Source organism: Herbidospora galbida (genome assembly GCF_005233835.1).
Taxonomy (GTDB): domain Bacteria; phylum Actinomycetota; class Actinomycetes; order Streptosporangiales; family Streptosporangiaceae; genus Herbidospora; species Herbidospora galbida.
In genome coordinates this window covers 17,333-42,547 of sequence record NZ_SZQA01000050.1, presented here as the reverse complement: position 1 = coordinate 42,547, position 25,215 = coordinate 17,333, and the positions used below count along the sequence as shown (strand labels likewise).

Below are 25,215 nucleotides of genomic sequence, written 5' to 3'. Positions count from 1 at the left end.
CGAGTGGCGGGCGGCCTGGCGCCGGGCCAGCCACCGCGTGCCCAGCGCCGCCGAGCCGCCGCCCGGCGGCCTGCCCGAGCTGCGGTCGGCCATCGCCGCCCATCTGCGCGACACCCGGGGGCTGGTGCTCGACCGGCACGAGATCGTGGTGACCACCGGCTGCGAGACGGCGCTCCAGCTCGCGATTCCCGAGGGCCGCCCGGTCGTCGGGATCGAGGACCCGGCGCTGCCCCGCCTCAGAGCGGCCCTGACGGGCCACACGGGGCACGTCGTGCCCGTCCCGGTCAGTTCCACCGGGCCGCAGGTTCCGGCCGGTGTGGACGCTCTGGTGCTCACGCCCGACCGCAACGAACCGCTGGGCTACCGGCTGCCGACCGAGCACCGCCGGGCGCTGGCGGCGTGGGCGGCCGACCGGGGGACCTACCTCATCGAGCCGGCCTTCGACGGGCTGTTCAACGCGAGCCTGAACCCCTGCCCGTCGCTGCTGGCCCTGGGCGACCCGGACACCACGATCATGCTCGGGTCGTTCCGCGAGCTGCTGACGCCGGGAATGCGGCTGGCCTACCTGGTCGTGCCGCGCCACCTGGCCGACGGGGTGCGGGCACGGGCCTGCGCGGTGCCGGAGACCTGCCAGCGGGCCGCCGCCGACCTGCTGGCCTCGGGCGCGGTCACCCGGCGGGTCGACCGGCTGTCGGCGATCTTCGCCCGGCGCCGGACGATGGTCCGCCAGGCGCTGGCGGGGGTCCGGCGCGACACCAGGGTCATCGGCACCGAGACCGGCACCACCGCGACCCTGCTGCTGCCCCGGGCGCTCCCGGCCCCCGCGCTGGCCGAGCAGCTGCGGGCGCGCGGGGTCAGGGTGGCCACCCTGGCGGCCTTCCACCACCCGGCCGGCCGGGCCGGGAACGGCGTGGTGTTCGGCTTCGGCCACCTCGAGGAGCCGGCGCTGCGCCGGGCGCTGCGGATCATGGTCCGCACCCTGTCGACGTGACTTTCCCACGCCTTCGATGGAAGCGGTCCCGGGCCGCGAAGCCGAGCGCCACTGACCGGCGTTCCGCCTCGTGAAGTGGCCCGGGGACGACACGGTCTCGCTGAGTGGACGCTGCCGCGATCCAGGCGGTGACCCCCATTAGGCTTGGGCGAGTGACGACGTTCGATGAGCTCTACGACGTGCTGTCCGAGAAGGCCCGCACCCGTCCCGAAGGGTCGGGGACCGTGAAGGCGCTCGACGCCGGGGTCCACTCGATCGGCAAGAAGATCGTCGAGGAGGCCGCCGAGGTCTGGATGGCGGCGGAGTACGAATCGGCAGACCGGACCGCCGAGGAGATCTCGCAGCTGCTCTACCACCTCCAGGTGCTCATGCTGGCCCGCGGGATCGGGCTCGACGAGGTCTACAAGCATCTCTAGGGCACCCCCGGGTGCCCGGACCTCGCTCATCTCAGAGGCCATCCCGAAAGGTTCCAACAATGCTTCGCCTTGCCGTACCGAACAAGGGCGTGCTGTCCGAGGCCGCCCAGGTCATCCTGAAAGAGGCGGGTTACCGCCCCCGCAAGGACAGCAAGGAGCTCGTGGTCGTCGACCCGGAGAACTCCTGCGAGTTGTTCTTCCTCCGTCCCCGTGACATCGCGGTCTACGTCGGCGAGGGCACCCTCGACGCCGGCATCACCGGCCGCGACATGCTGATCGACTCCGGGGCCCCGGCCGACGAGGTGGTGCCGCTCGGCTTCGGCCGGTCGACCTTCCGCTTCGCCGCGCCTCCCGGCGCCTTCTCCAACGTCAAAGACCTCAACGGCAAGCGGGTCGCGACCGCCTACGCCGGTCTGCTGACGAACTACCTGGAGGAGCAGAGCGTCGACGCCCGCGTCATCAAGCTCGACGGCGCGGTCGAGACGGCGATCCGGCTCGGCGTGGCCGACGCCGTCGCCGACGTCGTGGAGACCGGCACCACCCTGCGCAACGTCGGCCTGGAGGTGTTCGGCGACCCGATCACCACGTCCGAGGCGATCCTGATCAAGCAGGTCGGTGCGCCGGAGAACAACGGCTTCCAGCAGCTCATCCGGCGCCTGCAGGGCGTGCTGGCGGCGCGCGACTACGTGATGATCGACTACGACATCCGGGTCGAGCGGATCGACGAGGCCATCGAGGTCACTCCGGGCATGGAGGGGCCGACGGTCTCGCCGCTGCACCGCGAGGGCTGGGTGGCGGTCCGCGCGATGATCCGCCGCAAGGGCCACCAGCAGGTCATGGACAGGCTGTGGGACCTGGGCGCCAAGGCGATCCTGATCACCGACATCTACGCCTGCCGCCTCTAGGCGGCCCGCCGGCCGGTCCCGCTATCTCGGGGCCGGCCGGTTGGCGACGTGCCTGATCAGGTCGCTGACGTGGACCGTGCCCAGGCAGCGGCCCACCTCGTCCACGACCACGAGATCGTCGTAGACCCGCTTGGCGTCCTGCCCGGCGACCTGCATGGCCGCGATCGCCGGCGTCGTCTTGGGCACCAGCCGGGCGGTGTCGGCGATCCGGTGGGCGGGCTTCTTGGCGTGCAGGGCGTGGCCGTACGCCCCCGCCATGTAGAGCAGGAACCGGCTGCGGTCGACCATCGACTGCGGACGCTGGTATTCGTCGACCAGGATCACGCTGGTGATCGAGGCCTCGTTGCCGAACGCCTGCACGACGTCCTCCGAGGTCGCCGTGATCGGCAGCGTCACGGCCGGCATCAGGAACTCCTGCACCCTCGGCCCGAGCACCTGGGCGAGGTTCGGCGAGGTCTCGGTCGCCGGGACCGGCACGTGCACCCGCCCGTCGGCGGGCCGCCAGTCGCCGGGCGCCAGCAGCGGCCCGGTGGCCAGCCTGACCCCCCACGCCCGCACCGCCGCGAGCTGGATCTCGTCCTGGACGCCCGGCGCGAGGATGTGCGCCGCCACGCCCTTGGCCACCGTGACCAGCGCCTCGGCCACGGCCGCCCGGCGGGCGTCCTTGGGGGCGCGCTCCACCAGGTCGGGGGAGATCAGGATGACGTAGGGCGAGGCGTCGGCCACCACGTCGAGGGGGATGTTGCGGACCCCGACCCCGCCGAAGGCGATCAGGTAACCGGCCGCGCGCAGCCCGTCGACCCCGGCCAGCAGCCGGGAGCGGTCGGCCGGGTCGAGGTCGCCCTCGATGGTCAGGATGATCTCGCGCGGCCGCCGCCCGGCGACCCGCATGGCCTCGTGCAGCGGGGCCAGCCCGGCCGAGCCCGCCGAGACGGCGGCGATCGGGATGGGCAGCACGAGGGGGAGCCGCGCGTCCTGCTCGGCGGCGGCGCGGATGCCCGCGACGGTCCCGCCCACGTCGGCCCGCTCGGCGGCGGGCGTGCTCGCGCTGACCTGTATGGCGATCACGCCGCCGGTGTCGAGGTCGACCACGGGGGTGAAGCTGGCGACGGGGCCGAAGGCGCTCGGCGGGCCGCCCATGGGGGTCTGGGGCGCGGCGGCCCACGCCGGCACGTACCCCGACACGGTGAACGGGCCGGTCGTCGAGGACTGCTCACCTGGTGAGACGGCGACCGGCGCCGGATAGGGCATGGGAACCGACACACCACGATTCTCATGGGCCTGTCCGTGGTTGCCGGGACCGGTGATGCGAAATTCACCCACATTTCCCCCTATCGACAACCATGGACGCCCTGCTCAGCCCCAGCCGCTACTCTGGGCAGCCATGAGCGCACGCCCGGCCGCCGGGGGCGGACGGTGGGTGTCGATCCCCCCGTCCCGGCTGCCCCGCTGGCTCACCAACTTCGCCGCCCGCCACGGCGGCCCGCCGTCCGAAGAGGGCGGCCCCGACCTGGTCGTCCTCACGGCCCCCGACGGCGCGGTGGCCGAGTGCCACGTCCCCTTCGGCCCGCTGGCATCCGGCCGGTCCGGGGATCCGGGGATCTCCGGTGCCGACGAGGCCGGTCTCGCCACAGGAGACGGTTCTCCGGGGCCCGGTCCGCTCGCCGGCGCCCTGATCTCGCACGTCTCGCGGGAGCGGCGGGTCGCGGTCCTGCTCGTCCGTCTCGGGGGGTACGCCGCCGGCGTCTTCGAGGGCGACCGGCTCCTCGTGTCCAAGGTGGGGTCCCGGCTCGTCCACGGGCGGAGCGCCGCCGGAGGGTGGTCGCAGCAGAGGTTCGCGCGCCGCCGGGAGAAACAGGCCGACGAGGCCCTGGGCGCCGCCGCCGACGTGGCCGCGCGAGTGTTGCTGTCGGCCATCGAAGAAGGGCTGGCCGGGTTCGTCGTCGGGGGAGACCGGAAGGCGATCGACGAGTTGCGCGGCGACCGGCGCCTCGGGCCCCTGTTCGCCTTGGAGGCCGGGCCGTTCCTGACCGTTCCCGATCCCCGGCTGGCCGTGCTGGAGAAGACGCCCGAGGAGTTCCGGGCGGTGAGGATCAGGGTCGTCGATCCGCCGGAGGTTTGAGAAGTCGGGGATTTCGCCGGGCCCCCATACAATCGAGGCATGCGCACTCCCGATTGATCTCTTCCGTGTGCCCACGGTCCTGAAGTTCTTTCTATCGAGGCAGCGTTTCGCCACTCAGCGGGAGTGTCCCCCAATCATGATCATCGCTACAGACATCGAACTCCGCGTCGGATCGCGGCTCCTCATCGAGGGAGCGTCGTTCCGGGTCAACCCCGGCGACAAGATCGGCCTCGTTGGCCGCAACGGAGCGGGCAAGACCACGCTCACCAAGACCCTCGCCGGCGAGGGCCAGCCCGCGGGCGGCACCGTCACCATCACCGGCGCGGTCGGCTACCTGCCGCAGGATCCGCGCACCGGCGACCTCCAGGTGATCGCCCGCGACCGCATCCTGTCGGCGCGCGGCCTCGACGAGGTCATCCGCGACCTGCGCCGGGCCGAGCTCGGCATGACCTCGGCCGACGTGCGCACCCGCGACAAGGCCGTGAAGGCCTACGGCCGCCTCGAAGACCGCCTCCACGTGCTGGGCGGCTACGCCGCCGAGTCGGAGGCCGCCTCGATCGCCTCCAGCCTGGGCCTGCCCGACCGGGTGCTCGGGCAGCCGCTGGAGACCCTCTCGGGCGGTCAGCGCAGACGGGTCGAACTGGCGCGCATTCTTTTCTCGGGATCGGAGACTCTCCTCCTCGACGAGCCGACAAACCACCTCGATGCGGACTCCATCGGCTGGCTTCGTGATTTTTTGCGTTCCCACCAGGGCGGCTTGATCATCATCAGCCACGATGTTGGTCTACTTGAAGCGACGGTAAACCGGGTGCTCCATCTCGACGCGAACCGGTGCGTGATCGACACGTACAACGTCGGCTGGAAGGCCTACCTGACGCAGCGCGAGACCGACGAGAAGCGCCGCAAGCGCGAGCGGGCCAACGCCGAGAAGCAGGCCGGGGTGCTGATGGCGCAGGCCGACAAGATGCGCGCCAAGGCCACCAAGGCCAAGGCGGCGCAGGACATGCAGCGCCGCGCCGAGCGCCTGCTGCGCGGCATCGAGCCCGAGCGCCGCTCCGACAAGGTCGCCAAGCTGCGCTTCCCGTCGCCCGCGCCCTGCGGCCGCACGCCGCTGTCGGCCGTCGACCTGTCCAAGTCCTACGGCTCCCTTGAGGTCTTCACCGACGTCGACGCCGCCGTCGACCGGGGGCACCGGGTCGTCATCCTCGGCCTCAACGGCGCCGGGAAGACCACGCTGCTGCGCATCCTGGGCGGCATCGAGAAGCCCGACACCGGCGAGGTGCGCCCCGGCCACGGCCTGAAGATCGGCTACTACGCCCAGGAGCACGAGACCCTCGACCCGACGCGCACCGTCCTCGAGAACATGCGCTCGGCCGGGCCCGACCTCGCCGACGTCGACCTGCGCAAGGTGCTCGGCTCGTTCCTGTTCACCGGCGACGACGTCGACAAGCCGGCAGGAGTGCTGTCGGGCGGCGAGAAGACCCGGCTGGCCCTGGCCACGCTGGTGCTCTCCAGCGCCAACGTGCTGCTGCTCGACGAGCCCACCAACAACCTCGACCCGGCCTCACGGGAACAGGTGCTGACGGCTCTGCGCTCTTACACAGGGGCGATCGTCTTGGTCACCCACGACGAAGGGGCCGTGGAGGCGCTGCAACCCGACCGGGTCATCCTCCTGCCCGACGGCGTCGAAGACGCGTGGAGCGAGGAATTTTCCGATCTCGTCGCCCTCGCCTGATCATAAATTTACCGGGTACGGATCTTTTCCCTGGGAGTAGGTAGCCGATCGAGCCGAAATGACTGATCATGGCGTGAGTAACGCTGCGGAAGTCTGGCACTACAGGAGGTACTCGTGGCCGAGACTCTGAAGAAGGGCACCCGGGTGACCGGGGCCGATCGTGAAAAACTGGCCAGCGATCTCAAGAAGCGCTATGCCGCGGGTGAGAGCATCCGCGCCTTGGCCGCTTCCACCGGCCGGTCGTACGGATTCATCCACCGCATCCTCAGCGAGTCGGGCGTGACTCTGCGGGGACGCGGCGGGGCGACCCGAGGCAAGACCAAGCGCTAGTTCCGCCTCGCCGACGCGCGACCGCAGCCGCTCGTGTACCTCAGATCCAGAGCGGTCCGCTCCCGAGCCGACCGGCCGGGGTCGGACAACCGAACAGGGTTCGGTAGGCTCGGGCGTGACCGCCAGGAAGGGGTTGCGGGCTGTGAACGACGCTGTGGAAGCGACACCAAGGGGGAGAGCGGAGCAGATCTCGGCGAGCGCGCTCGCTGAGGTCGGACTGCGCTACGAGGTGGACGGCGAGATCGCGACGATCACGCTGAACCGGCCGGACAAGCGGAACGCCCAGACGTTCGCCACCTGGTCGGCACTGGCCCGGATCGGGGACGACCTCCCCGAAGCCGTGCGGATCGTCGTCGTGAAAGGCGAGGGGCCGTCCTTCTCCGCAGGCATCGACCTGCGACTGTTCACGCCCGGGGGAGTCCCCGGTGAGGGCTCGTTCGCCTCGGTGCTCGGTGAGGGCTTCGAGGAGCGAATCGCCCAGGCGCAGAAGGCCTTTCTGTGGCTGCGTCGTCCGGAGATCATCTCGATCGCGGCCGTCCAGGGCCACGCGATCGGGGCCGGATTCCAGCTCGCACTCGCGTGCGACCTGCGGATCGTGGCCGACGACGTGCAGTTCTGCATGAAGGAACCGGCGCTCGGCCTGGTGCCCGACCTGACGGGGACCAAGCCGCTGGTCGATCTCGTGGGGCTGCCCAGGGCCCTGGAGTTGTGTGTCACCGCCCGGAAGGTCGGGGCGGAGGAGGCCTTGCGCCTCCGGCTGGCCGAGCTGGCCGTACCGGTTGAGGAGCTGGATACGGCCGTGGCCGACCTTGCGGCGGCGCTGCTCGCCACCGAGCGGTCCGCTGCGACGGCGACCAAACGGCTGCTGCAGGGTGCGGGAGGCCGCACACTGGAGGAGCAGGCCGCCGCGGAGAGAGCCGAACAGGTGGTCCGCATCCGGTCGCTGTTCGCCTCGGGCTGACCATGAGACGCGTAGGTGATCTGTTCGCCTCGGGCTGATCCTGGAATCGCCCCCTGCGGTAAAGGGTTGGGCAGGACATGGCGATGATGGGCGGCCCGAACATGGGCTGGCAGATGATGCGGTCGATGCGGCGCGACGGCGACGTCATGAAGGAGCGCCTCGCGCCGGGCACGGTCCGGCGGATCGCCGGCTACGCCGCGCCGTTCAGGTGGTCGATCGTGGCGTTCCTGGCGCTGATCACGATCGGGTCGGTGACCGTGGTCGCCAATCCGCTGGTCGTGAAGCAGATCATCGACGTCGCCATTCCGGCGCGCGACACCGGGCTGGTCGTCGGGCTGGCGCTGGCCATCGCCGGGCTGGCGCTGCTCGACGCGGTGCTCGGCCTGGCCGAGCGCTGGTTCTCGGCCCGGATCGGCGAGGGCCTGATCTACAACCTGCGCACCGAGGTCTTCGACCACGTCCAGCGGATGCCGGTGGCCTTCTTCATGCGGGCGCAGACCGGCGCGCTGGTGTCGCGGCTCAACGGCGACGTCATCGGCGCGCAGCGGGCCATCACCAGCACGCTGTCGTCGGTCGTGTCCAACGTGGTCAGCCTGGTCGTCGTCCTGGTCACGATGCTGGCGCTGTCGTGGCAGATCACCCTGGTCGCGCTGGTCATGGTGCCGATCTTCATCCTGCCCGCCCAGTGGGTGGGCCGCCGGATGTCGAAGTACACCCGCGAGCAGATGGAACTCGGCGCCGAGATGAGCTCGGTGATGACCGAGCGGTTCAACGTGGCCGGCGCCATGGTCGCCAAGCTCTACGGCCGGCCCGACGACGAGGCCGTGCACTTCGCCGGGAGGGCCGCCCGGGTCCGCGACGTCGGGGTCACCGTCGCCATGCTCGGCACGGTGTTCCGCATCGCGCTCGGCCTGATCGCCGCGCTCGCCACGGCCCTGGTCTACGGGCTGGGCGGCGTGCTCGCGGTCGGCGGCTCGTTCGAACTCGGCACGCTGGTGGCCATGTCGGCGCTGCTGATGCGGCTGTACGGCCCCCTCACCGGCCTGTCCAACGTCCACATCGACGTGATGACCGCCCTGGTCAGCTTCGACCGCGTCTTCGAGGTGCTCGACCTCAAGCCGATGGTCGCCGAGAAGCCCGGCGCCGAGAAGGTGCCGTCCGGGCCGGTCACCATCGAGTTCGACGACGTCCGCTTCCGCTACCCGGGCGCGGCCGAGGTGTCGCTGGCCTCCCTGGAGTCGGTCGCCCGCCCCGACCAGGGCGAGTCGGCCGAGGTGCTCAAGGGCGTCACCTTCACCGCCCGGCCGGGCCAGATGGTCGCCCTGGTCGGCCACTCCGGCGCCGGCAAGACCACCACGACCTCGCTGGTCTCCCGCCTGTACGACGTCGACGCCGGCGCCGTCAGGCTCAACGGTCTCGACGTGCGCGACGCCACGATGGAGTCGCTGCGCGACACCGTGGGCGTCGTCATGCAGGACCCGCACCTGTTCCACGACACCATCGCCGCCAACCTCCGCTACGCCCGCCCGGAGGCCACCGACGAGGAGATCTGGGAGGCCCTGCGGGCGGCCCAGATCGCCGACCTGGTCGCGGCGCTGCCCGAGGGGCTCGACACGGTCGTGGGGGAGCGCGGCTACCGGTTCTCCGGCGGCGAGAAGCAGCGGGTGGCGCTGGCCCGGCTGCTGCTCAAGGCCCCGCCGGTGGTGGTGCTCGACGAGGCCACCGCCCATCTCGACTCCGAGTCGGAGGTGGCCGTACAGCAGGCTCTGAAGACGGCCCTGGCGGGCCGGACCAGCCTGGTCATCGCCCACCGGCTGTCGACCATCCGTGAGGCCGACGTGATCCTCGTGATGAACGACGGCCGGGTGACCGAGCTCGGGCGGCACGACGAGCTGATGGTCCTCGACGGCGCCTACGCGGAGCTCTACAAGACGCAGTTCACGAGTAGCCCAGCCGTTTGAGCTCCTCGCGGGCCACCTTGCCGACCAGTTCGGCGTCGGTGTGCGCGAGGCGGCGGCGGGCGCCCACCCGGGGGGCGGCGGTGCCGTAGAGGGCGATCGTGGAGATCTTGGCGCCGAGGAATTCGCCCACCTGGCCGAACGTCTCGGCCGGGGACTTGTGCAGGTCTTCGTACCGGATCGTCAGGAGCTGGTCGGCGGGGAGCTCCTTGCGGAGCACCGCCGACAGGCGGATCGCGGCGCGCCAGCGCAGCGCGCTCTTGCCCGCGACCGGCATCTCCTTCCAGCGCAGCTTGTGCTCGGCGCTGTTGACGCCGAGGAACGGGCTGGGGAACTCGCTGTCGTCGGCCAGCATGTGGGGCTTGAACCAGGCCATCGTCGCCGGGTCGGCCAGCATGTCGGCGACGACGTCGCGGCCGTCGCGGATGACCTGGACGAACCGGGCGTCGGGGAAGGCCTGGAGCAGGACGGGGGCGCTGTAGAGCAGGTCGGGGCTGGCGTCGCCGAACCGGGTGAGCTCGGAGGCGGTCACGCACGGGCCCGCGCCGATGATGCCGCCGGCCTCCTTGCAGGCGCCCGAGCACTCGCCGCACGCGCCCGGCACCACCTGCCAGGCCTCGGCCAGCACGTCGCGGATCACCCGGGGCGCCCCGGGGCTGCGCGCGATCGACGGCCGCCGCGCGAACGCGTAGACGACACGGGACACCGCGCCCCGGCCCATGGTGAGATGCACGCCGGGCGAGCGCTTGATGGCACGGGCGAGCAGGTCCGCACCGCTGTGGGGGGCGGCGAGCACGAAGACCGGCTGACGGACCTTGACGCCGTTTACCACGAGAATGTGGGTCGGTGGTCGCATAGGTAGCGCCTAGTCTGACACTCTTTGGGGGGTGTCCGAACGTACTCCACCCCGTCTCCGGCACGGTGACACCGTGGCCGTCGTCGCGCCTTCGGGTCCGGTCGACCTCGACCGGCTCAACCGCGGCCGCCATGTGCTCACCGGCCTCGGCCTGAACGTCCGGTTCGGGCCCCGCATGCTGATCCGCCGCGGCTACCTCGCCGGGCCCGACCAGGCTCGCGCCGCCGACCTGCAGGAAGCCTGGTGCGATCCGGAGATCGCCGCGGTGATCTGTGCCCGGGGCGGCTACGGCGCGACGCGGGTGCTCGACCACCTCGACTGGGACAAGATGGAGGCGGTCCGGCCCAAACCCCTGGTGGGGTCGAGCGACATCACCGCCCTCCACCTGGCCTTCCAGCGCCGTCTGGGGGTGGCCTCGCTGTTCGGCCCGATGCCGGCCTGCTCGACGATCAGCGACGAGGAGGGGCCCGAGCCGCGGTCGCTGTCCCACCTCAAGGCGTCGCTCATCTCCAGCCTGGAGCCCCGGCCGGTCAAGGGCGACCAGGTGCTGGTGCCCGGTTCGGCGATCGGGCCGGTGACCGGCGGCAACCTGACGCTGCTGGCGGCGCTCTGCGGTACGCCCCACCAGATGGAGTCGCGGGGCCGGATCGTCCTGCTGGAGGACATCCGGGAGGAGCCCTACCGAATCGACCGTATGCTGACCCAGCTACTCCAGGCGGGCTGTCTCGACGGCGCGGTCGGTTTCGCGCTCGGCTCGTGGGTGGAGTGCGGCGAGGCGCTTCCGGTGCTGGTGGAACGCCTCGGACCGCTGGGAGTGCCGATCATCGCGGGGCTGCCGATCGGTCACGGGACACCACAGTTCAGTGTGTGGCTGGGGGCCGATGGGGTTATTGATACCGAATCGTGCTCTCTCACCGGCCTCATCGGCAACCAGGACAAGGCACCCTGAAGCTGGCAACACGCCACGCTTGTAAGGGGATGAGCCTTGGGTCTGTTGCGGCGACTCCGCAGCCGGATTCGGCCTGACCAGCCAGTGCAGCCTGCCTCCCGGCCCGTCGAGGACGTCGATCTTGACTCCCTCCTCGCCCTGGTCGTCGAGACGATGGGCTACAGCTGCGCGTTCGAGGACGACGGCGCCACCCTGATCATGGGTGGCGAGGAGACCTCCCGTACCGTCAACCTGGTCGGGCTCCGCCGTGAGGCGGCCCGCAGGTCGCGCGAAGACTGGCCCATGCTGGTCTCCGAGCACCTGTCCCACGCCGTGTCGGGCGAACCGTTCGACGCGTGCAACCTGGGCCGGATCAAACCGCTGCTGCGCACCCGCCTGCACGCGGCCGACGACCCGGCCATCCCGGATCCCTCGCGCATCATCGGCCGCCACCTGAGCGCCGATCTGATCGAGGTGCTGACGATCGGCGGCCGTCCGGTCCGGCCGGAGGAGGCCTTCTGCTGGCCGATCCCGCCCGCCGAGGCGCTCGACGTCGCGCTCGACAACGCGCTGGCCGACGAGCGGATCACCGCCGAGTACCTCCAGCTCGGCGGGGTGAGCGTACGGATGATCAGCGCGCCCACCGCCGTGGCGCACCTGCGGCGGCTCCCCGGCCCGCCCGACGGGCTGCTCGTCGTGCTGCCCCACCCGGGCGCGATGGCCGTCCACCCCATCGAGGGCATCGGCGTCGTCCGCGCCCTGGAGCGCATGCGCGTGTACGCCCAGCGCGAGTTCGACGACCGCGACGGCGGCCTCAGCCCCCACGTCTACTGGTGGCACCGCGACCGGCTGACCCGCATCCAGGCCGACCTGGTTCCCCAGGACGGCCAGGTCAGGCTCGTGGTGACCCCGCCCGCCGACTTCGCCCGCCTGCTGGCCCGCCTGGCCGGAGACGCGAACTAGCCCACCACGGGTGCAGTCGTTGATGTCGCCGCCGGTGATGACGAAGGCCGGCGGCAGGCCGCGTCCCTCGCACGTGGCCGATTCCCCTCAGTAAGGTGCAACCGCTCGTGGACGGCTACGGTCTGCGCTGCGGAACGAGTCCTCCGGTCACGGCGCGCACGGCTGCGGGACCGGCCAGGGTCACGAAGACGGCGAAGAAGGCCGGGATGAGCAGCGCCGCCCCCAGCGACTCGACCTCGGCGACGTATCCGATGACCGCCGGTCCGGTCAGGGCTCCGCCGAAGCTGATCGTGGTGACCGCCGACAGCGCGCGTCCCGGGCGGCTCACCATCGCCCCGACCGTGCTGAAGATCACCGGAACGACCGTGGCCATGCCGACCCCGACCAGGCTCCAGCCCGCGATCGCGCAGGCGACGGCCCCGGAACCGGCGAAGGAGGCGGCCAGGACGAAGGCGTATCCGGTGGAGGCGACGGATCCGGCGAACCGCATGGTCCGGGCGGGGCCGAGCCGGGCGCGCAGCGGGTCGCCGAGAAACCGGGTCACGGTCATCGCCGCCGCGAAGGCGGTGTAAACGACGGACGCGGTGGCCGGTTCGGCCGCGAGTTCCCATCGGGCGTGCACGGCGGCCCAGTCGGTGGCGGTCGCCTCGCTGAGGTACGCGGCGAAGACCACCCCGCCCATGAGCGCGATCATCCCGGCGCTCAGCGCGATCGAGCCGCCGGTGTCCTGGACGTCGTCCCGGACAGACGTGGGCGCGGTGAGCAGGAACCGGCCGGGCACGAGGGAGACCACGATCACGGCGACCGCGACGGACACCATCAGCGTCCGCACGTCCGCGCCCGCCGCCAGGGCCGCCGTGATCACCGCGCCGCCGACCACCCCGCCCAGGCTCCACACCCCGTGCAGGCTTCCCATGACGGGCTTGCCGAGGCCGCGCTCCACCTCGACGCCGTGCACGTTCAGCGCGATGTTGACCGCGCCCGTGGCGGCCCCGAACGGCACCACGGCGACGGCCAGCACTCCGAAGGACGGCGCGAGCGCCACCCCGCACAGCACCAGCGCGCAGACCGGCGCCGCGACCCGCAGCAACCGGCGGCTGCCCCACCGGTCGGCCGCCCGCCCGGTGAGCGGCATCGTGGCGAGCGCGCCCACCGCCAGCAGGAGCAGCAGGGTGCCGATCCGGCCCGGACCGAGGTCGAGCCGCTCGTCGACGGCGGGCAGGGTCGCCACCCACAACGCGCTGAGCACCCCGGCCAGCCCGTAGAACACCGACAGCGCCACCCGGGCGCGGGAGCCCGTGGATCGCTCAGGCATCGACGCGGTGTTCGTGCGCGCAGCGGCCCGCGACCGTCGCCAGGTCCCGCAGGCTCGCCAGGTCGAGATCGGCGCCCGCGACGCCGCGCACCCCCGCCACCGTCATCCCGGCGGCCTGACCGGACCGGACGCCCGCCGCCGCGTCCTCGACCACCAGGCAGTGCCGCGCGTCGACGCCCAAAAGCTCCGCCCCCAGGAGGTAGCAGGCCGGATCGGGCTTGCCCTGGACGATGTCGTCGGCGGTGACCAGGACCGGGGGCTGCGGCAGCCGGGCGGCCCCGATCCGGGCCAGCGCCAGCGGGCGGGGACACGAGGTCACGATGCCCCAGCGGACACCGAGATCGTCGTAGGAGGTGAGCAGGTCGACGGCTCCCGGCATCGCCGAGACGCCGTCGAGGTCGGCCTCCTCCAGGCGCAGGTTCTCCTGGGAGTCCGCGACGATCTCGGCGGGGGTCAGGCCGACGGCCAGTTCGGCGATCGTCTCGATGCCCGGCCGTCCCGGCGAGACCTTCATGATCACTTCCAGGTCGACGCCGCGTTTGACCGACCAGGCCGCCCAGGCCCTGGCCACCGCGGCATCGGAGTCGACCAGTGTTCCGTCCAGGTCGAACAGCACCGCACAGAAGTCGCGCACGAGCACCTCGCCATACAGGGGACATGTTTTGTTCTAGGCGAGAGCATAATCAGGGGATCATGGATGCCACAATGGGAGGCGTGCACGCGCCCACGACCAGCACCGAGCTGCGGCTCCACAACCTGACCCGGCTGCTGCGCGCCGTGCACGCCGGCGGCGGGGAGCTCACCCGCTCCCAGCTCACCCGCGAGCTCGGGCTGGCCCGGGGCACCGCGACCGTCCTGGTGAGCGAGCTGGCCGCCGCCGAGATGGTGCTGGAACGGCCGCCGGCCGACCGGCCGCGCGGACGGCCGACCCACCTGGTCGGGCCCCACCCGCGAGGGCCGGTCGCGCTCGCCGCCGACCTGCGGGAGGACTCCTGGTCCATCACGGCCGCCGCGCTCGGCGGCGCGTCGGAGACGCTCGAATGCCGCCACCACACCGCCGGGCTCGCCACCGACGTGCTGGCCGAACTGTCCGGCGCGCTACGTCGGCGCATGGCCGAGCTCGACGGACGGGTGGTGGGCATCGGCATCTCGGTCCCGGCCAGCGTTCGTGACGGCCGTGTCGTCGACGCGGTCCACCTGGGCTGGCACGACGTCGACCTGGTCTCCCTGCTGCGGCTCGACGGCCACCCCCTCGTCCGGCTCGGCAACGACGCCACCCTCGCGGCGCTCGCCGAGGCGCGGCGGGGCGCCCTGCGCGGCGTCGGTCTGGGCTTGCACCTGCACGTCTCCCTCGGCGTCGGCGGGGCGCTCGTCGTCGGGGGACGCCCGCTGACCGGCGCGCGCGGCATGGCGGGGGAGTTCGGCCACCTGCCCCTGGCGGGCGACCCCGGCCAGGCGTGCGCGTGCGGGTCGCGCGGCTGCTGGGACCTCGACGTGGGGGCCAACGCGCTGATCCGGCACCTCGGCCAGGACATCCCGGTCGACCGGCGGCTCGACCACGCCGAGCGGCTGATCGCCCTGGCGGCCGATGGTGATCCGGCGAGCGGCCGGGCGGTCGAGATCATCGCGCGGGCGTTCGGCCGGGGGATCGGCGCCCTCGTCAACGCGCACGACCCCGAGGCCGTGACCCTGTCCGGTCTGGGAGCCCGGCTCTACGAGGCGGCCCCCCAGACCGTGACGGCGGGGTGCGAGGAGGCGCTCATGGCGTTCCGGCGCCAGAGCCCCGCCGTGATCACGGCCTCCCACCTCGGCGCCGCGGCGCCGCGCATCGGCACCGCCGAAATGGTCTTCGACGCCTTTCTCACCGCGGAGGGCCTGCGGACCTGGCGCACCCACCGGATCACCAGCGCCTAGCTAGCCGATCGCCTGGGCCGCGTGAATGAGCGGAACGTGGCTGAACGCCTGCGGGAAGTTGCCCACCAGGCGGCCCTGCACGGGGTCGTACTCTTCGGAGAGCAGGCCGACGTCGTTGCGCAGGTCGAGGAGGCGGCGGAACAGGTCGCACGCCTCCTTGCGCAGCCCCATGCGGGCCTTGGCCTCGGCGAGCCAGAAGCTGCAGGCCAGGAACGCGCCCTCCCGGCCGGGCAGCCCGTCGACCGCGTTGTGCTCGCTGGTCGAGTAGCGCAGCACGAACCCCTCGGGGGTCGTCAGCTCGCGCTCGATCGCGTTGATGGTGCCGATCACGCGGTGGTCGTCGGGCGGCAGGAAGCCCATCGTGGGGATGAGCAACGTGGCGGCGTCGAGCTCCTGGGAGCCGTACGACTGGGTGAAGGTGTTGCGCTCCGGGTCGTAGCCCTTCTCGCAGACCTCCTTGTGGATCTCCTCGCGGAGCGCCTTCCACCGGTCGATCGGGCCCGAGCGGCGCTGGGCCTCCATGGTGCGGATGACGCGGTCGCAGGCGACCCAGACCATCACCTTGGAGTGGGTGAACTGGCGGCGCGGGCCGCGCACCTCCCACAGGCCCTCGTCGGGCTGCTGCCAGCCGGTCTCCAGGAAGTCCATCATCTTGCGGGTGAGCTTCCAGGCGTGGTCGTCGGGATGGAGGCCACCCTGGCCGGCCTGGTAGAGGGAGTTGACGACCTCGCCGTAGACGTCGAGCTGGAGCTGGTTGGCGGCGCTGTTGCCGATGCGGGCCGGCAGGGAGTTCTCGTAGCCGGGGAGCCAGTCGAGGGTCATCTCGGGGAGGCGGCGTTCGCCGGCGACGCCGTACATGATCTGGAGGTCCTGGGGACGCCCGGCGATGGCGCGCAGCAGCCACTCGCGCCAGGCCTTGGCCTCTTCGATGTAGCCGCTGGTCAGCAGGGCGTCGAGGGTCATCGAGGCGTCGCGCAGCCAGCAGAACCGGTAGTCCCAGTTGCGGACGCCGCCGAGGTCCTCCGGCAGGCTGGTGGTGGCCGCGGCGACGATGCCGCCGGTCGGGGCGTAGGTCAGCCCCTTGAGGGTGATCATCGAGCGGACCACGGCGTCGCGCCACTGACCGGTGTGGGTGCCCGTGGAGACCCAGTCCTCCCAGATCTCGCGGGTGTAGTCGAGCTCGTCGAGCGGGTCGATCATGGGCGGCGCGGGCGCATGGGAGGGGTGCCAGCTGAACACGAACGGCAGCTTGTCGCCCGCCTCGACCCGGAACGTGCCCTTGTGGCGGTAGTCGCTGCCGTGCAGGTGGACCGGCGAGTGGATCCAGACCGAGTCGGGGCCGCCGACGGCCTGGAGGCTGCCGTCGCGGCGGCGCATCCACGGGACGATCCGGCCGTAGTCGAACCGGATGCGGATCTCGCAGTTCATCTCGACCGAACCGGCCACGCCCTCGACGACCCTGACCAGGCGGGGGTGCTCATGGCGTACCGGCATGAAGTCGATCACCCGGGCGGTGCCGGTGGGGGTGTCCCAGGTCGATTCGAGGACGAGCGTGTCGCCCCAGTAGCGGCGGCTGGAGGCCGTCTCCATACCGGAGGCCCAGACGCGCCAGGCACCGTGGCGCTGGTTGCCCAGCAAGGCCGCGAAGCACGCGGGGGAGTCGAAACGGGGCAGGCAGAGCCAGTCGACCGAGCCGTCGCGGCCCACCAGGGCCGCCGACTGCATGTCGCCGATCAGCGCGTAATCCTCGATCCGCATGTGATCAAGCTACCCACCGGGCCTTCATGAAGAACTGGGTGACGGGTCCGATCATCAGCGCGAACACCAGCGTGCCCACTCCGGCGACGCCGCCGAGCAGCCACCCGATCGCCAGCACGGTCAGCTCGATGATCACCCGGGCCAGCCGGATCGACAGGCCCAGCCGGTGGAGGCCCGTCATGAGCCCGTCTCGCGGCCCGGGGCCATAACCGGCGCCGATGTAGAGGGCGGTCGCGCCGCCGACGGTGACCACGCCGGTCAGCAGGTACGCCCACTGGACGGCCCAGTGGTCCGGTGTGGGGGCCAGCCAGACCGTCAGGTCGAAGAACCAGCCCAGCAGCAGCACGTTGCTGATCGTGCCCAGGCCCGGCCGCTGGCGCAGGGGGATCCAGAGCAGCATCACGGCCGCCCCGACGATGACGACCCATGCGCCGATGCTGAGCCCGAAGTGGCGGGACAGGCCCTGGTGGAAGACGTCCCAGGGGGCGCTGCCGAGGTTCGACTCGATCTGGAGGCCGGAGCCGGCGCCGTACAGGAACAGACCGGCGTAGAGCCGGACGAGCCGCATAGAGGTGGGATGAGTGGATGTTTGTACCATAGTCGCCCCAGTCTGGCGGCGGCCCGGCAGTGGGAACAGAGCCAATCGCGGAAATTGGCCTTAGGGTGGCGGCATGACGCGCACCATGGCCCCCGAGCAGCTCGCCCGACTGCTCGCCGTCCCGGCCGGAGCCCGCCCCTACTACCGGGCGCTGGCCGAGGCCCTGCGGGGCCGGGTGCACGACGGCGCGATCCCGGTCGGGGTGCGGCTGCCCGCCGAACGCCACCTCGCCGCCGCGCTCGGCGTCAGCCGGACCACCGTGACCGCCGCCTACGACCTGCTCAAAGACCACGGCTACGTCACCGCGCGGCAGGGCTCGGGCAGCACGACCGCGCTGCCCGTCGGCGGTGACACCCCCTGGACGATCCCCGTCCCCGGCGACGGCATGATCCCGCTGCACGTCGCCTCCATGCCGGCCGCCTCCCAGGTCGCCCCCGCCGTGGCGGCCGCCGCCGCGAGCTACCACCGCCACCTGCTCGGCATCGGCTACGACCCGGTCGGCCTGCCCGTCCTGCGCGAGGCGGTGGCCCGGCGCTACACCGAACGCGGCGTGGCCACCCGGCCCGAGCAGATCCTCATCACGCCCGGCGCCCAGCAGGCCATGCACCTGCTGTTCGCGCTGCTCGTCCGGGCGGGCGACCCGGTGCTGCTGGAGTCGCCGACCTACGCCCACGCGATCCAGTCGGTCCGGCTCCACGGGGCCAGGGCGGTGGCGGCGGGGGAGCTGATGGAGAGCTCGCTGCGGCAGGCGAAGGTCGCCTACGTGCTGCCCGACTTCCACAACCCCACCGGCACGCTGATGGACGCCGCCCACCGGGCCGCCCTGGTGGCCGCCGCGCGCCGCCACGACGTGACGCTCATCTGCGACGAGACCTGGGGCGAGGTGGCCGTCGACGACGTGGTCATGCCGCCGCCGCTGGCCCGCTGGGACACCGACAACCGGGTGATCACCATCGGTTCGGCGTCGAAGCTGTGGTGGGGCGGGCTGCGGGTCGGGTGGCTGCGCGGGACGGCCGAGCTGGTGGAGCGGCTGTCGGTGCTGCGGTCGGGCGTCGACCTCGCCACGGCGGTGTTCGACCAGCTCGTGGTGGCCGAACTCTTTCCCCGGCTGGAGGAGTCCCGGGCCGAGCGCCGCGCCTGGCTGGCGACCTCCCGCGCCGCCCTGACGGCGGCGCTGGCCGAGCACCTGCCCGGCTGGACCTACCCGCACCCCGTCGGCGGCGGGTCGATCTGGGCCAGGCTCGACGTGCCGTCGGCGGGCCCGGTGGTCCAGGCGGCCGCCGCGCGGGGGGTCCGGCTCGCGCCCGGACGGTGGTTCGGGGTCGACGGCGCCTGCGAGGGCTACCTGCGGCTGTCCTACTGCCATCCGCCCCACGTGCTGGCCGACGCGGTCGCCCGGATCGCCGCCGGGCCGGGCCGGGTGCCCGTCACCGACAACCGGCTCACGCCGAGTCTTTGACGCCCCGTGCCAGCGGCGCCCGCCAGCCCTTCCGCATCGCCAGGAACCGCAGGGTGAAGGCCAGCACCGCGGCGGCCAGGACGGCCAGCGGGCCGCGTACGCCGAACTCGAACAGCGCGGCGAGCGTGAACGCGCCCAGGAACGCGGGCACCGCGTAGAGCTGGCGGTCGTAGAGCAGCGTGGGCCGCTGGCCCGACAGCATGTCGCGCAGCACGCCGCCGCCCACCGCCGTGACCACCCCGAGCAGCACCGCGTGCAGCGGCGAGAGGCCGAACAGCAGCGCCTTCTCGGTGCCGGTCGCGCAGAACAGGCCCAGGCCGGCCGCGTCGAAGATCAGGATGCTCGGCAGCAGGCGGGTCACCTGCGGGTGCCAGAAGAACACGATCGCCGCCGCCACCAGCGGGACCAGGACGTAACCGGCGTCGTGCAGCGCGGCCGGCTGCACGCCGAGGAACACGTCGCGCAGGATCCCGCCGCCCACCGCGGTGAAGAACGCCAGCACCGCCATGCCCACGACGTCGAGGCGGGTGCGGACCCCGGCCAGCGCGCCGGAGATGGCGAAAACGAAGATCCCGGTCAGGTCGAGCACCCATGTCACCAGGACATCTTGTCAGGGTTGACTTACCGATGATGTGATGCGGGTCACTCTGTCCAGCATCCCCCTGAGGAGACGCGGAATGGTTCTTGAAGAGCGGGCGGCGATCGAGGAGAGCATCGCCGGTCGGACCATCTGTTCTCAGCTCGACGAGACCGCCGAAGCCCATCCCGACCTACCCGCCTATTCCGACCCCGTTGAGGGCGGCTGGTCCACCCTGACCTACCGGGAGGCCCGGCAGCGGGTGCTGGAGATCGCCGCCGGGTTCGCCGCTCTGGGCGTCGACCCGGGCGACTCGGTGGCCCTGATGATGGTCAACCGCAGCGAGCACGTGCTCGCCGACCTCGGCGCCGTGCACGCCGGGGCGATCCCGTGCTCGGTGTACGCCACCTTCGCGCCCGACCAGGTCGCCTATGTGGCCAACGACGTCGGCGCCAAGGTCGCCGTGCTGGGCGGACCGGCCGAACTGGCCCGGTGGGCGCCGATCCTCGACCAGGTGACCGGCCTGGAGAAGATCATCTTGCTGGAGGGCGCCACCGGCGACCAGCTCTCGTGGGCCGACTTCCTGGCGCTGGGCGCCGAGGCGCTGGCCGCCGACCCCCAGTCGGTCGAGGAGCGCTGGCGCTCGGTCACCCCCGACGACACCCTCACCGTGCTCTACACCTCGGGCACCACCGGCATGCCGAAGGGCGTCCCGCTCACCCACCGCAACGTGCTCTTCGAGGTCGGCGCGACCGACCGGATGACCTCGCTGCCCACCCAGGGCACCCAGATCTCCTACCTGACCTACGCGCACATCGCCGAGCGGGTGCTGAGCCTCTACCTGCCCCTGTTCAAGGTCTCCCACGTGCACTTCTGCACCGACCTGGCGAACCTCGGGCCGACCCTCGCCGCGGTGAAGCCGGTGCTGTTCTTCGGCGTGCCGCGCGTGTGGGAGAAGATGATGGCCAAGCTCAGCGCCCTGCTGGCCATGTCGCCGGAAGACCAGCAGGAGAACGCCCGCAAGGCGATGGCCGCCGGGCTCGCCTGGGTCGAGGCAGGGCAGGTCGGCCACTCGATGACCCCGGAGGTCGAAGCCGCCTACCAGGCCGCCGACGCCGCGCTGCTCTCGATCATCCGCGGCATGATCGGCTTCGACAACGCGGGGTGGCTGGCCACCGCCGCCGCGCCGATGCCGCTGGAGGTGCAGCGCTTCTTCGCCGGCCTCGGGCTCAAGGTCCTGGACGTCTACGGCATGACCGAGACCACCGGCGCCTTCACCGCCAACAGTCCCGACGCCTACCGGCTCGGCACGGTCGGGCGTCCCGAACCGGGCGTCGAGGTGCGCATCGCCGACGACGGGGAGATCCTCACTCGCAGTCCCCTCAACACCACGGGCTACCTCAACCGCCCGGAGGCCACCGCCGACCTGTTCGACGACGAGGGCTGGCTGCACACCGGCGACGTCGGCTCGCTCGACGAGCACGGCTTCGTCCGCATCGTCGACCGCAAGAAGGAGCTCATCATCACCGCGGGAGGCGAGAACATCTCCCCGGCCAACATCGAGAACTACCTGAAGGAGCACGCCCTCATCGGCCAGGCCCTCGCCTTCGGCGACGGCAAGCCCTACCCGGTCGCGATCCTCACCCTCGACGGCGAGATCGCCCCCGGCTGGGCCCAGGCCAACGGCATCACCTTCACCGACCTGGCCGACCTGGCCGAGCACCCCGACGTGCTGAAGACCGTCGAGGCGGCGGTCGAGGCCGCCAACGAGAAGCTCGCCCGGGTGCAGCAGGTCAAGCGCTGGCGGCTGCTGCCGGTCGAGTGGACGGCCGAGACCGAGGAGCTCACCCCGAGCCTGAAGCTCAAGCGCCGGGTCATCCACGCGAAGTACGCGGAGATCATCGAGGAGATGTACGTTCAGTGATCAGCTGACCCCGACGCGCGAGCGCTTGATCCCGTTGCCAAGTTGTGATCACTTTTTCTACGACTTACCCGCAACTTTTGGCGGAGATTTTCCGTCTATGACGTAGGCGCGCTTCATGCCGGAAGCGCGCGTTGTAACGGGGAGAGGAAGCACCCTCTTATGATCAAGCGCATCGCCACCGCTCTGGTGGCGGCCGCTGCGATGGGCGCCTCGGCGCTCGTCTCCGCGGCCCCCGCCTTAGCGGACCCGGGTCACGGGCACGGTCACCACGACGGGCCCAACCCGAGAATCACGAATGTCTGGGTCAACCCCGGCCAGGTTGTCCTGAAGGGCAAGTGGGACTCCGAGGTCGTGTCGATCAACGTCAAGGGCGTGGACATCAAGCACGCCAAGATCGTTGTCGACCACAAGGGTAGCTGGGGCCGCGACGACTGGGACGGCCACGGCTGGGACGACAAGTCGGCGGACAGCACCACCTCCGACGCGTCGGAGGAGAAGAAGGCGCCGTGGAAGCCCGTGTGGTTCTCCACCTCCGAGAGCGTGAAGATCGACACGAAGGACCCGAAGGGGTTCTACGCCGTGAAGGTCTACGCGCGCGGGTTCGACGGCAAGCTCTACACCAGCTCTTCCGGCTTCACGGTCAAGCACATCAGCTATGACCCGCCGAAGCCGCCGAAGGGCCCCAAGGCGACGCGGATCGTCGACTTCAACGCCGGCCCCGAGCCGGTGAAGAAGGGCCGCCACGTCACCCTGACCGGGCAGCTCCAGGTCGCCCAGTGCTACGGCGACTGGTACTACGACTACAAGAAGCACGACCGCGCCTATGTCGAACTCGACGGTAGCGTCAAGCCCGTCGACGACGGCTGGCACGGCTGCTACGACTCTCGCGACTACTGGCACGGCTGGTACAAGCTGGGCTGGCAGGACATCGACGTCTACTTCCTCCCCGCGGGTTCGCACAAGTGGAAGTACGTGAAGACCATCGAGACCAACCCCAACGGGTCGTTCTACACCAAGGTCAAGGCCTGGGGCAGCGGCACGTGGGGCGTCCGTTACGACGGTAGCCACGGTTTCGGCTCTTCCGAGGCGAGCGACTACGTGAAGGTCGTCAAGTAGTTTTCTCTACGAGCCCGGGCCTCCCCTCCACGGAGGCCCGGGCTTCCCCGTCTCCGGGGGCGAAACATTGCGGTCTGCTCCTGAAACTTTCTTCGGGGCGCGCAGGTCAGCGGGCGGGCCCGCTCATGATCGTTGGCAGGGGTTTCCGGGCCTCGTATGGTTCCGCAATGTCCAGACACGTTAGGCACGTCATCGCCGCGGCGATCCTGCTCCTCGGAGTCATGATCGCCCTGCCGGCCCGGGCCGCCGTGGTCGGCGGCTTCGACTTCGACCGGGCCCAGGTGTCGGTCACCGGGCTCCAGGTCCCGTGGGGGTTCGCCTTCCTCCCCGACGGGAGTGCCCTGGTCACCGAACGCAACACCGGCCGCGTCATGCAGGTGCGGCCCGGCCAGACCCCGGTCGCCGTGGCGACCATCAGCGGCGTGTCCGCCTCGGGCGAGAGCGGCCTGCTCGGCATCGCCGTCTCCCCGACCTACGCCCAGGACCAATGGGTCTACGTCTACTTCACCACCGCCTCCGACAACCGCCTGGCCCGCTTCCGCCTGAGCGCGCCCACCACCCAGAACGTCCTGCTGTCGGGCATCCCGCGCGCGACGATCCACGACGGCGGTCGCATCGCCTTCGGCCCCGACGGCCTGCTCTACCTGGCCACCGGCGACGCCGGGACCACGTCCAACGCCCAGAACCTGAGCTCGCCCGCCGGGAAGATCCTCCGCATGAACCCCGACGGGAGCATCCCCTCGAGCAACCCCATCGCCGGCTCGCGGGTCTACAGCCTGGGTCACCGCAACGTCCAGGGCCTGGCCTGGGACGGCCAGGGCCGCCTGTACGCCACCGAGTTCGGCCAGAACACCACCGACGAGATCAACCAGATCGTGGCGGGCGGCAACTACGGCTGGCCGACGTGTGAGGGCAACTGCAACAACTCGTCGTTCCGCAACCCGATCATCACCTGGACGACCGCCGAGGCCTCCCCGAGCGGCCTCGCCTACGCCAACAACACCCTGTTCGCGGCGGCCCTGCGCGGCAACCGCCTGTGGGCGGTCTCCCTGAACGGCTCGGGCGGCTCCGCCGGCGCCTCGGCCCAGTTCCAGGGCCAGTACGGCCGCCTCCGCGCCGTCGCCGTCGGCCCGGACGGCTGGCTGTGGGTCGGCACCAGCAACCGCGACGGCCGGGGCAGCCCGGTCGCGGCCGACGACCGCATCATCCGGGTCCCTCCGGCGGGCGTGAACCCGTCGCCGTCGCCGTCGCCCAGCCCCTCGCCGTCGCCCAGCCCGTCGCCGTCCCCGTCTCCCTCGCCCAGTCCCTCGCCTTCGCCTTCGCCGTCGCCTTCGCCGAGCCCGCGGCCCGGTGGGCCGTGTTCGGTGACCGGGACCGTGCAGACCCAGTGGGGCAACGGCTACGTCGTCCAGCCCGTGACGGTCACCAACACCGGCACGTCGGCGCTGAGCGGCTGGCGCGTGACGTTCACGCTCCCGTCGGGCCACACCCTCTCGGGCTCGTGGAACGCCACGCTCACCGTGTCGGGCCAGACCGTCACCGCCACCAACCTGAACTACAACGGCAACCTCGGGCCGAACGCGAGCACCACGTTCGGATTCCAGGTCACCCGCCCGACCGGCAACACCGCCACGGCGAGCGGCTTCACCTGCGCCTCCCCGTGACCTGACCACGACCACCTCACCCTCCCGGGCCCCGGCCCGGGAGGGTCAACGGAGCCTGGCGGCCAGCCCTTCGAAGTAGCTGCGGTGCACGGCGGCCAGGTCGACCCGCTCAGGGTCGAGCAGCCACACCAGGTGGGCCCCCTCGACGAACGCGGCCGTCTCGGCCGCCAGGGTCGACGCGTCGAGGCCGGCGCGGGCCGAGCCGTCGGCCATCGCGCGCGCGAACAGGGAGACCAGGTGGGCCCGCAGCGCCCGGCCGCGGTCGCGGAACCAGGTGTGGAGCGCGGAGCCGGGCTCCAGGTTCTCCGCCGTGAGCGTGGTGTGCAGGGCGGCCAGGTCGCGTTCGGCGGCGGCGGTGTGCTCGGCGTCCCGGACGAACCAGTCGAAGGCCTGGTCGAGGGTGGGTTCGGCGCCCGACGGGACCGACAGCCGCTCCAGGGCCCGCCGGTCGGCCTCCTCCAGCACGGCCCGGACGAGCCCGTCCTTGCTGCCGAAATGGTGGATGAGGGCCGAGGGGGTCGCGCCGGCGCGCTCGGCGATCGCGGCCACTCCGGTGCCGCGCACCCCCTGGCGCGCGAACAGCTCGATCGCGGCGTCCACCATGGCGCGGCGGCGCTCCACGCCCCGCTTCTGCACCTGTCCCTTGACTCCGGCCATGGGGATCAGGGTGCCGCCGGAGGGCGGGGAGTTCAACTCGGATGCGCGCGCACGGGCCGATCCATTAT

The 25,215-nt window shown here is 71.6% G+C and carries 23 protein-coding genes; 15 read left to right on the top strand and 8 right to left on the bottom strand.

Features of this window, described 5'->3' with window-relative positions; genetic code table 11:
- The 3 genes from FDA94_RS34550 to hisG form a co-directional block, all read left to right on the top strand.
- Positions 1–991: aminotransferase-like domain-containing protein (locus tag FDA94_RS34550; RefSeq protein WP_137251262.1), on the top strand; the 991-nt coding region annotated here is incomplete at its 5' end.
- Positions 992–1,143: 152 nt separating this feature from the next.
- Positions 1,144–1,407 carry a phosphoribosyl-ATP diphosphatase gene (locus FDA94_RS34545; RefSeq protein WP_030452281.1) on the top strand — a complete coding sequence of 88 codons (264 nt, stop codon included), beginning with the start codon at positions 1,144–1,146 and terminating at the stop codon, positions 1,405–1,407.
- Positions 1,408–1,466: 59 nt separating this feature from the next.
- Positions 1,467–2,312 carry an ATP phosphoribosyltransferase gene (gene hisG, locus FDA94_RS34540; protein ID WP_137251261.1) on the top strand — a complete coding sequence of 282 codons (846 nt, stop codon included), beginning with the start codon at positions 1,467–1,469 and terminating at the stop codon, positions 2,310–2,312.
- A gap of 21 nt (positions 2,313–2,333) precedes the next feature.
- On the opposite strand, the gene FDA94_RS34535 is transcribed toward hisG, so the two are convergent.
- A complete protein-coding gene (locus FDA94_RS34535; RefSeq protein WP_246060313.1) occupies positions 2,334–3,575 on the bottom strand; it encodes an EAL domain-containing protein in 1,242 nt (413 codons plus the stop codon).
- A gap of 121 nt (positions 3,576–3,696) precedes the next feature.
- On the opposite strand from FDA94_RS34535, the gene FDA94_RS34530 reads away from it, so the two are divergent.
- The 5 genes from FDA94_RS34530 to FDA94_RS34510 all read left to right on the top strand — a co-directional run bounded on the left by FDA94_RS34530 (position 3,697) and on the right by FDA94_RS34510 (position 9,421).
- On the top strand, positions 3,697–4,434 hold the full coding sequence (locus FDA94_RS34530) for an acVLRF1 family peptidyl-tRNA hydrolase (protein ID WP_137251260.1): 738 nt from the start codon (positions 3,697–3,699) through the stop codon (positions 4,432–4,434).
- Between the two features lie 136 nt (positions 4,435–4,570).
- Positions 4,571–6,169: an ABC-F family ATP-binding cassette domain-containing protein gene (locus tag FDA94_RS34525; protein ID WP_137251259.1), complete on the top strand. Its 1,599-nt coding sequence runs from the start codon at positions 4,571–4,573 to the stop codon at positions 6,167–6,169.
- 114 nt (positions 6,170–6,283) lie between these two features.
- A complete protein-coding gene (locus FDA94_RS34520) occupies positions 6,284–6,499 on the top strand; it encodes a helix-turn-helix domain-containing protein (protein ID WP_030452286.1) in 216 nt (71 codons plus the stop codon).
- Positions 6,500–6,641: 142 nt separating this feature from the next.
- Positions 6,642–7,460 carry an enoyl-CoA hydratase/isomerase family protein gene (locus FDA94_RS34515; protein ID WP_425460192.1) on the top strand — a complete coding sequence of 273 codons (819 nt, stop codon included), beginning with the start codon at positions 6,642–6,644 and terminating at the stop codon, positions 7,458–7,460.
- Positions 7,461–7,537: 77 nt separating this feature from the next.
- Positions 7,538–9,421: an ABC transporter ATP-binding protein gene (locus FDA94_RS34510; protein WP_137251258.1), complete on the top strand. Its 1,884-nt coding sequence runs from the start codon at positions 7,538–7,540 to the stop codon at positions 9,419–9,421.
- Here the strand turns inward: FDA94_RS34510 and FDA94_RS34505 are convergent.
- Positions 9,399–10,274, bottom strand: a complete 876-nt coding sequence (locus FDA94_RS34505; protein WP_137251257.1) for a sulfotransferase family protein — start codon at positions 10,272–10,274, stop codon at positions 9,399–9,401. The two genes, FDA94_RS34510 and FDA94_RS34505, sit on opposite strands and share 23 nt — an antisense overlap.
- Positions 10,275–10,347: 73 nt before the next feature.
- On the opposite strand from FDA94_RS34505, the gene FDA94_RS34500 reads away from it, so the two are divergent.
- Together FDA94_RS34500 and FDA94_RS34495 are read left to right on the top strand one after the other, a co-directional pair.
- Positions 10,348–11,223: a S66 peptidase family protein gene (locus FDA94_RS34500; RefSeq protein ID WP_246060312.1), complete on the top strand. Its 876-nt coding sequence runs from the start codon at positions 10,348–10,350 to the stop codon at positions 11,221–11,223.
- Between the two features lie 84 nt (positions 11,224–11,307).
- The gene (locus FDA94_RS34495) at positions 11,308–12,165 is read left to right on the top strand and encodes a hypothetical protein (RefSeq protein WP_246060311.1); all 858 of its coding nucleotides are present in this window, start codon (positions 11,308–11,310) and stop codon (positions 12,163–12,165) included.
- A 115-nt stretch (positions 12,166–12,280) separates the two neighbouring features.
- Here the strand turns inward: FDA94_RS34495 and FDA94_RS34490 are convergent, their stop codons facing one another.
- On the bottom strand, positions 12,281–13,480 hold the full coding sequence (locus tag FDA94_RS34490) for an MFS transporter (protein WP_137251255.1): 1,200 nt from the start codon (positions 13,478–13,480) through the stop codon (positions 12,281–12,283).
- Positions 13,473–14,114: an HAD-IA family hydrolase gene (locus FDA94_RS34485; RefSeq protein ID WP_212735641.1), complete on the bottom strand. Its 642-nt coding sequence runs from the start codon at positions 14,112–14,114 to the stop codon at positions 13,473–13,475. Before FDA94_RS34485 ends, FDA94_RS34490 begins: the two co-directional genes overlap by 8 nt.
- A gap of 80 nt (positions 14,115–14,194) precedes the next feature.
- Between FDA94_RS34485 and FDA94_RS34480 the strand changes: the two genes are divergently transcribed.
- Positions 14,195–15,394 carry an ROK family protein gene (locus FDA94_RS34480; RefSeq protein WP_212735640.1) on the top strand — a complete coding sequence of 400 codons (1,200 nt, stop codon included), beginning with the start codon at positions 14,195–14,197 and terminating at the stop codon, positions 15,392–15,394.
- Here FDA94_RS34480 and FDA94_RS34475 read toward each other — a convergent pair whose 3' ends face one another.
- Positions 15,395–17,152 carry a glycoside hydrolase family 15 protein gene (locus FDA94_RS34475; RefSeq protein WP_137251252.1) on the bottom strand — a complete coding sequence of 586 codons (1,758 nt, stop codon included), beginning with the start codon at positions 17,150–17,152 and terminating at the stop codon, positions 15,395–15,397.
- 4 nt (positions 17,153–17,156) lie between these two features.
- Positions 17,157–17,720, bottom strand: coding sequence for a membrane protein YczE (yczE, locus tag FDA94_RS34470; protein ID WP_342778560.1), 564 nt, complete (start codon positions 17,718–17,720; stop codon positions 17,157–17,159).
- 103 nt (positions 17,721–17,823) lie between these two features.
- Between yczE and yczR the strand changes: the two genes are divergently transcribed.
- Complete coding sequence (gene yczR / locus FDA94_RS34465) at positions 17,824–19,209, top strand: MocR-like transcription factor YczR (protein ID WP_137251250.1); 1,386 nt, start codon at positions 17,824–17,826, stop codon at positions 19,207–19,209.
- Here the strand turns inward: yczR and FDA94_RS34460 are convergent.
- Positions 19,193–19,807, bottom strand: coding sequence for a trimeric intracellular cation channel family protein (locus FDA94_RS34460; RefSeq protein ID WP_137251249.1), 615 nt, complete (start codon positions 19,805–19,807; stop codon positions 19,193–19,195). The genes yczR and FDA94_RS34460 overlap by 17 nt on opposite strands.
- 79 nt (positions 19,808–19,886) lie before the next feature.
- Between FDA94_RS34460 and FDA94_RS34455 the strand changes: the two genes are divergently transcribed.
- The 3 genes from FDA94_RS34455 to FDA94_RS34445 all read left to right on the top strand — a co-directional run bounded on the left by FDA94_RS34455 (position 19,887) and on the right by FDA94_RS34445 (position 24,490).
- The gene (locus FDA94_RS34455; RefSeq protein ID WP_137251248.1) at positions 19,887–21,710 is read left to right on the top strand and encodes an AMP-dependent synthetase/ligase; all 1,824 of its coding nucleotides are present in this window, start codon (positions 19,887–19,889) and stop codon (positions 21,708–21,710) included.
- Between the two features lie 159 nt (positions 21,711–21,869).
- Positions 21,870–22,826 carry a hypothetical protein gene (locus tag FDA94_RS34450; protein WP_137251247.1) on the top strand — a complete coding sequence of 319 codons (957 nt, stop codon included), beginning with the start codon at positions 21,870–21,872 and terminating at the stop codon, positions 22,824–22,826.
- A gap of 167 nt (positions 22,827–22,993) precedes the next feature.
- Positions 22,994–24,490: a PQQ-dependent sugar dehydrogenase gene (locus FDA94_RS34445; protein ID WP_137251246.1), complete on the top strand. Its 1,497-nt coding sequence runs from the start codon at positions 22,994–22,996 to the stop codon at positions 24,488–24,490.
- A gap of 45 nt (positions 24,491–24,535) precedes the next feature.
- On the opposite strand, the gene FDA94_RS34440 is transcribed toward FDA94_RS34445, so the two are convergent.
- Positions 24,536–25,147 (bottom strand): TetR/AcrR family transcriptional regulator, encoded by a 612-nt coding sequence (locus tag FDA94_RS34440; RefSeq protein ID WP_137251245.1) that lies wholly within the window; start codon positions 25,145–25,147, stop codon positions 24,536–24,538.
- Positions 25,148–25,215 lie beyond the last annotated feature (68 nt).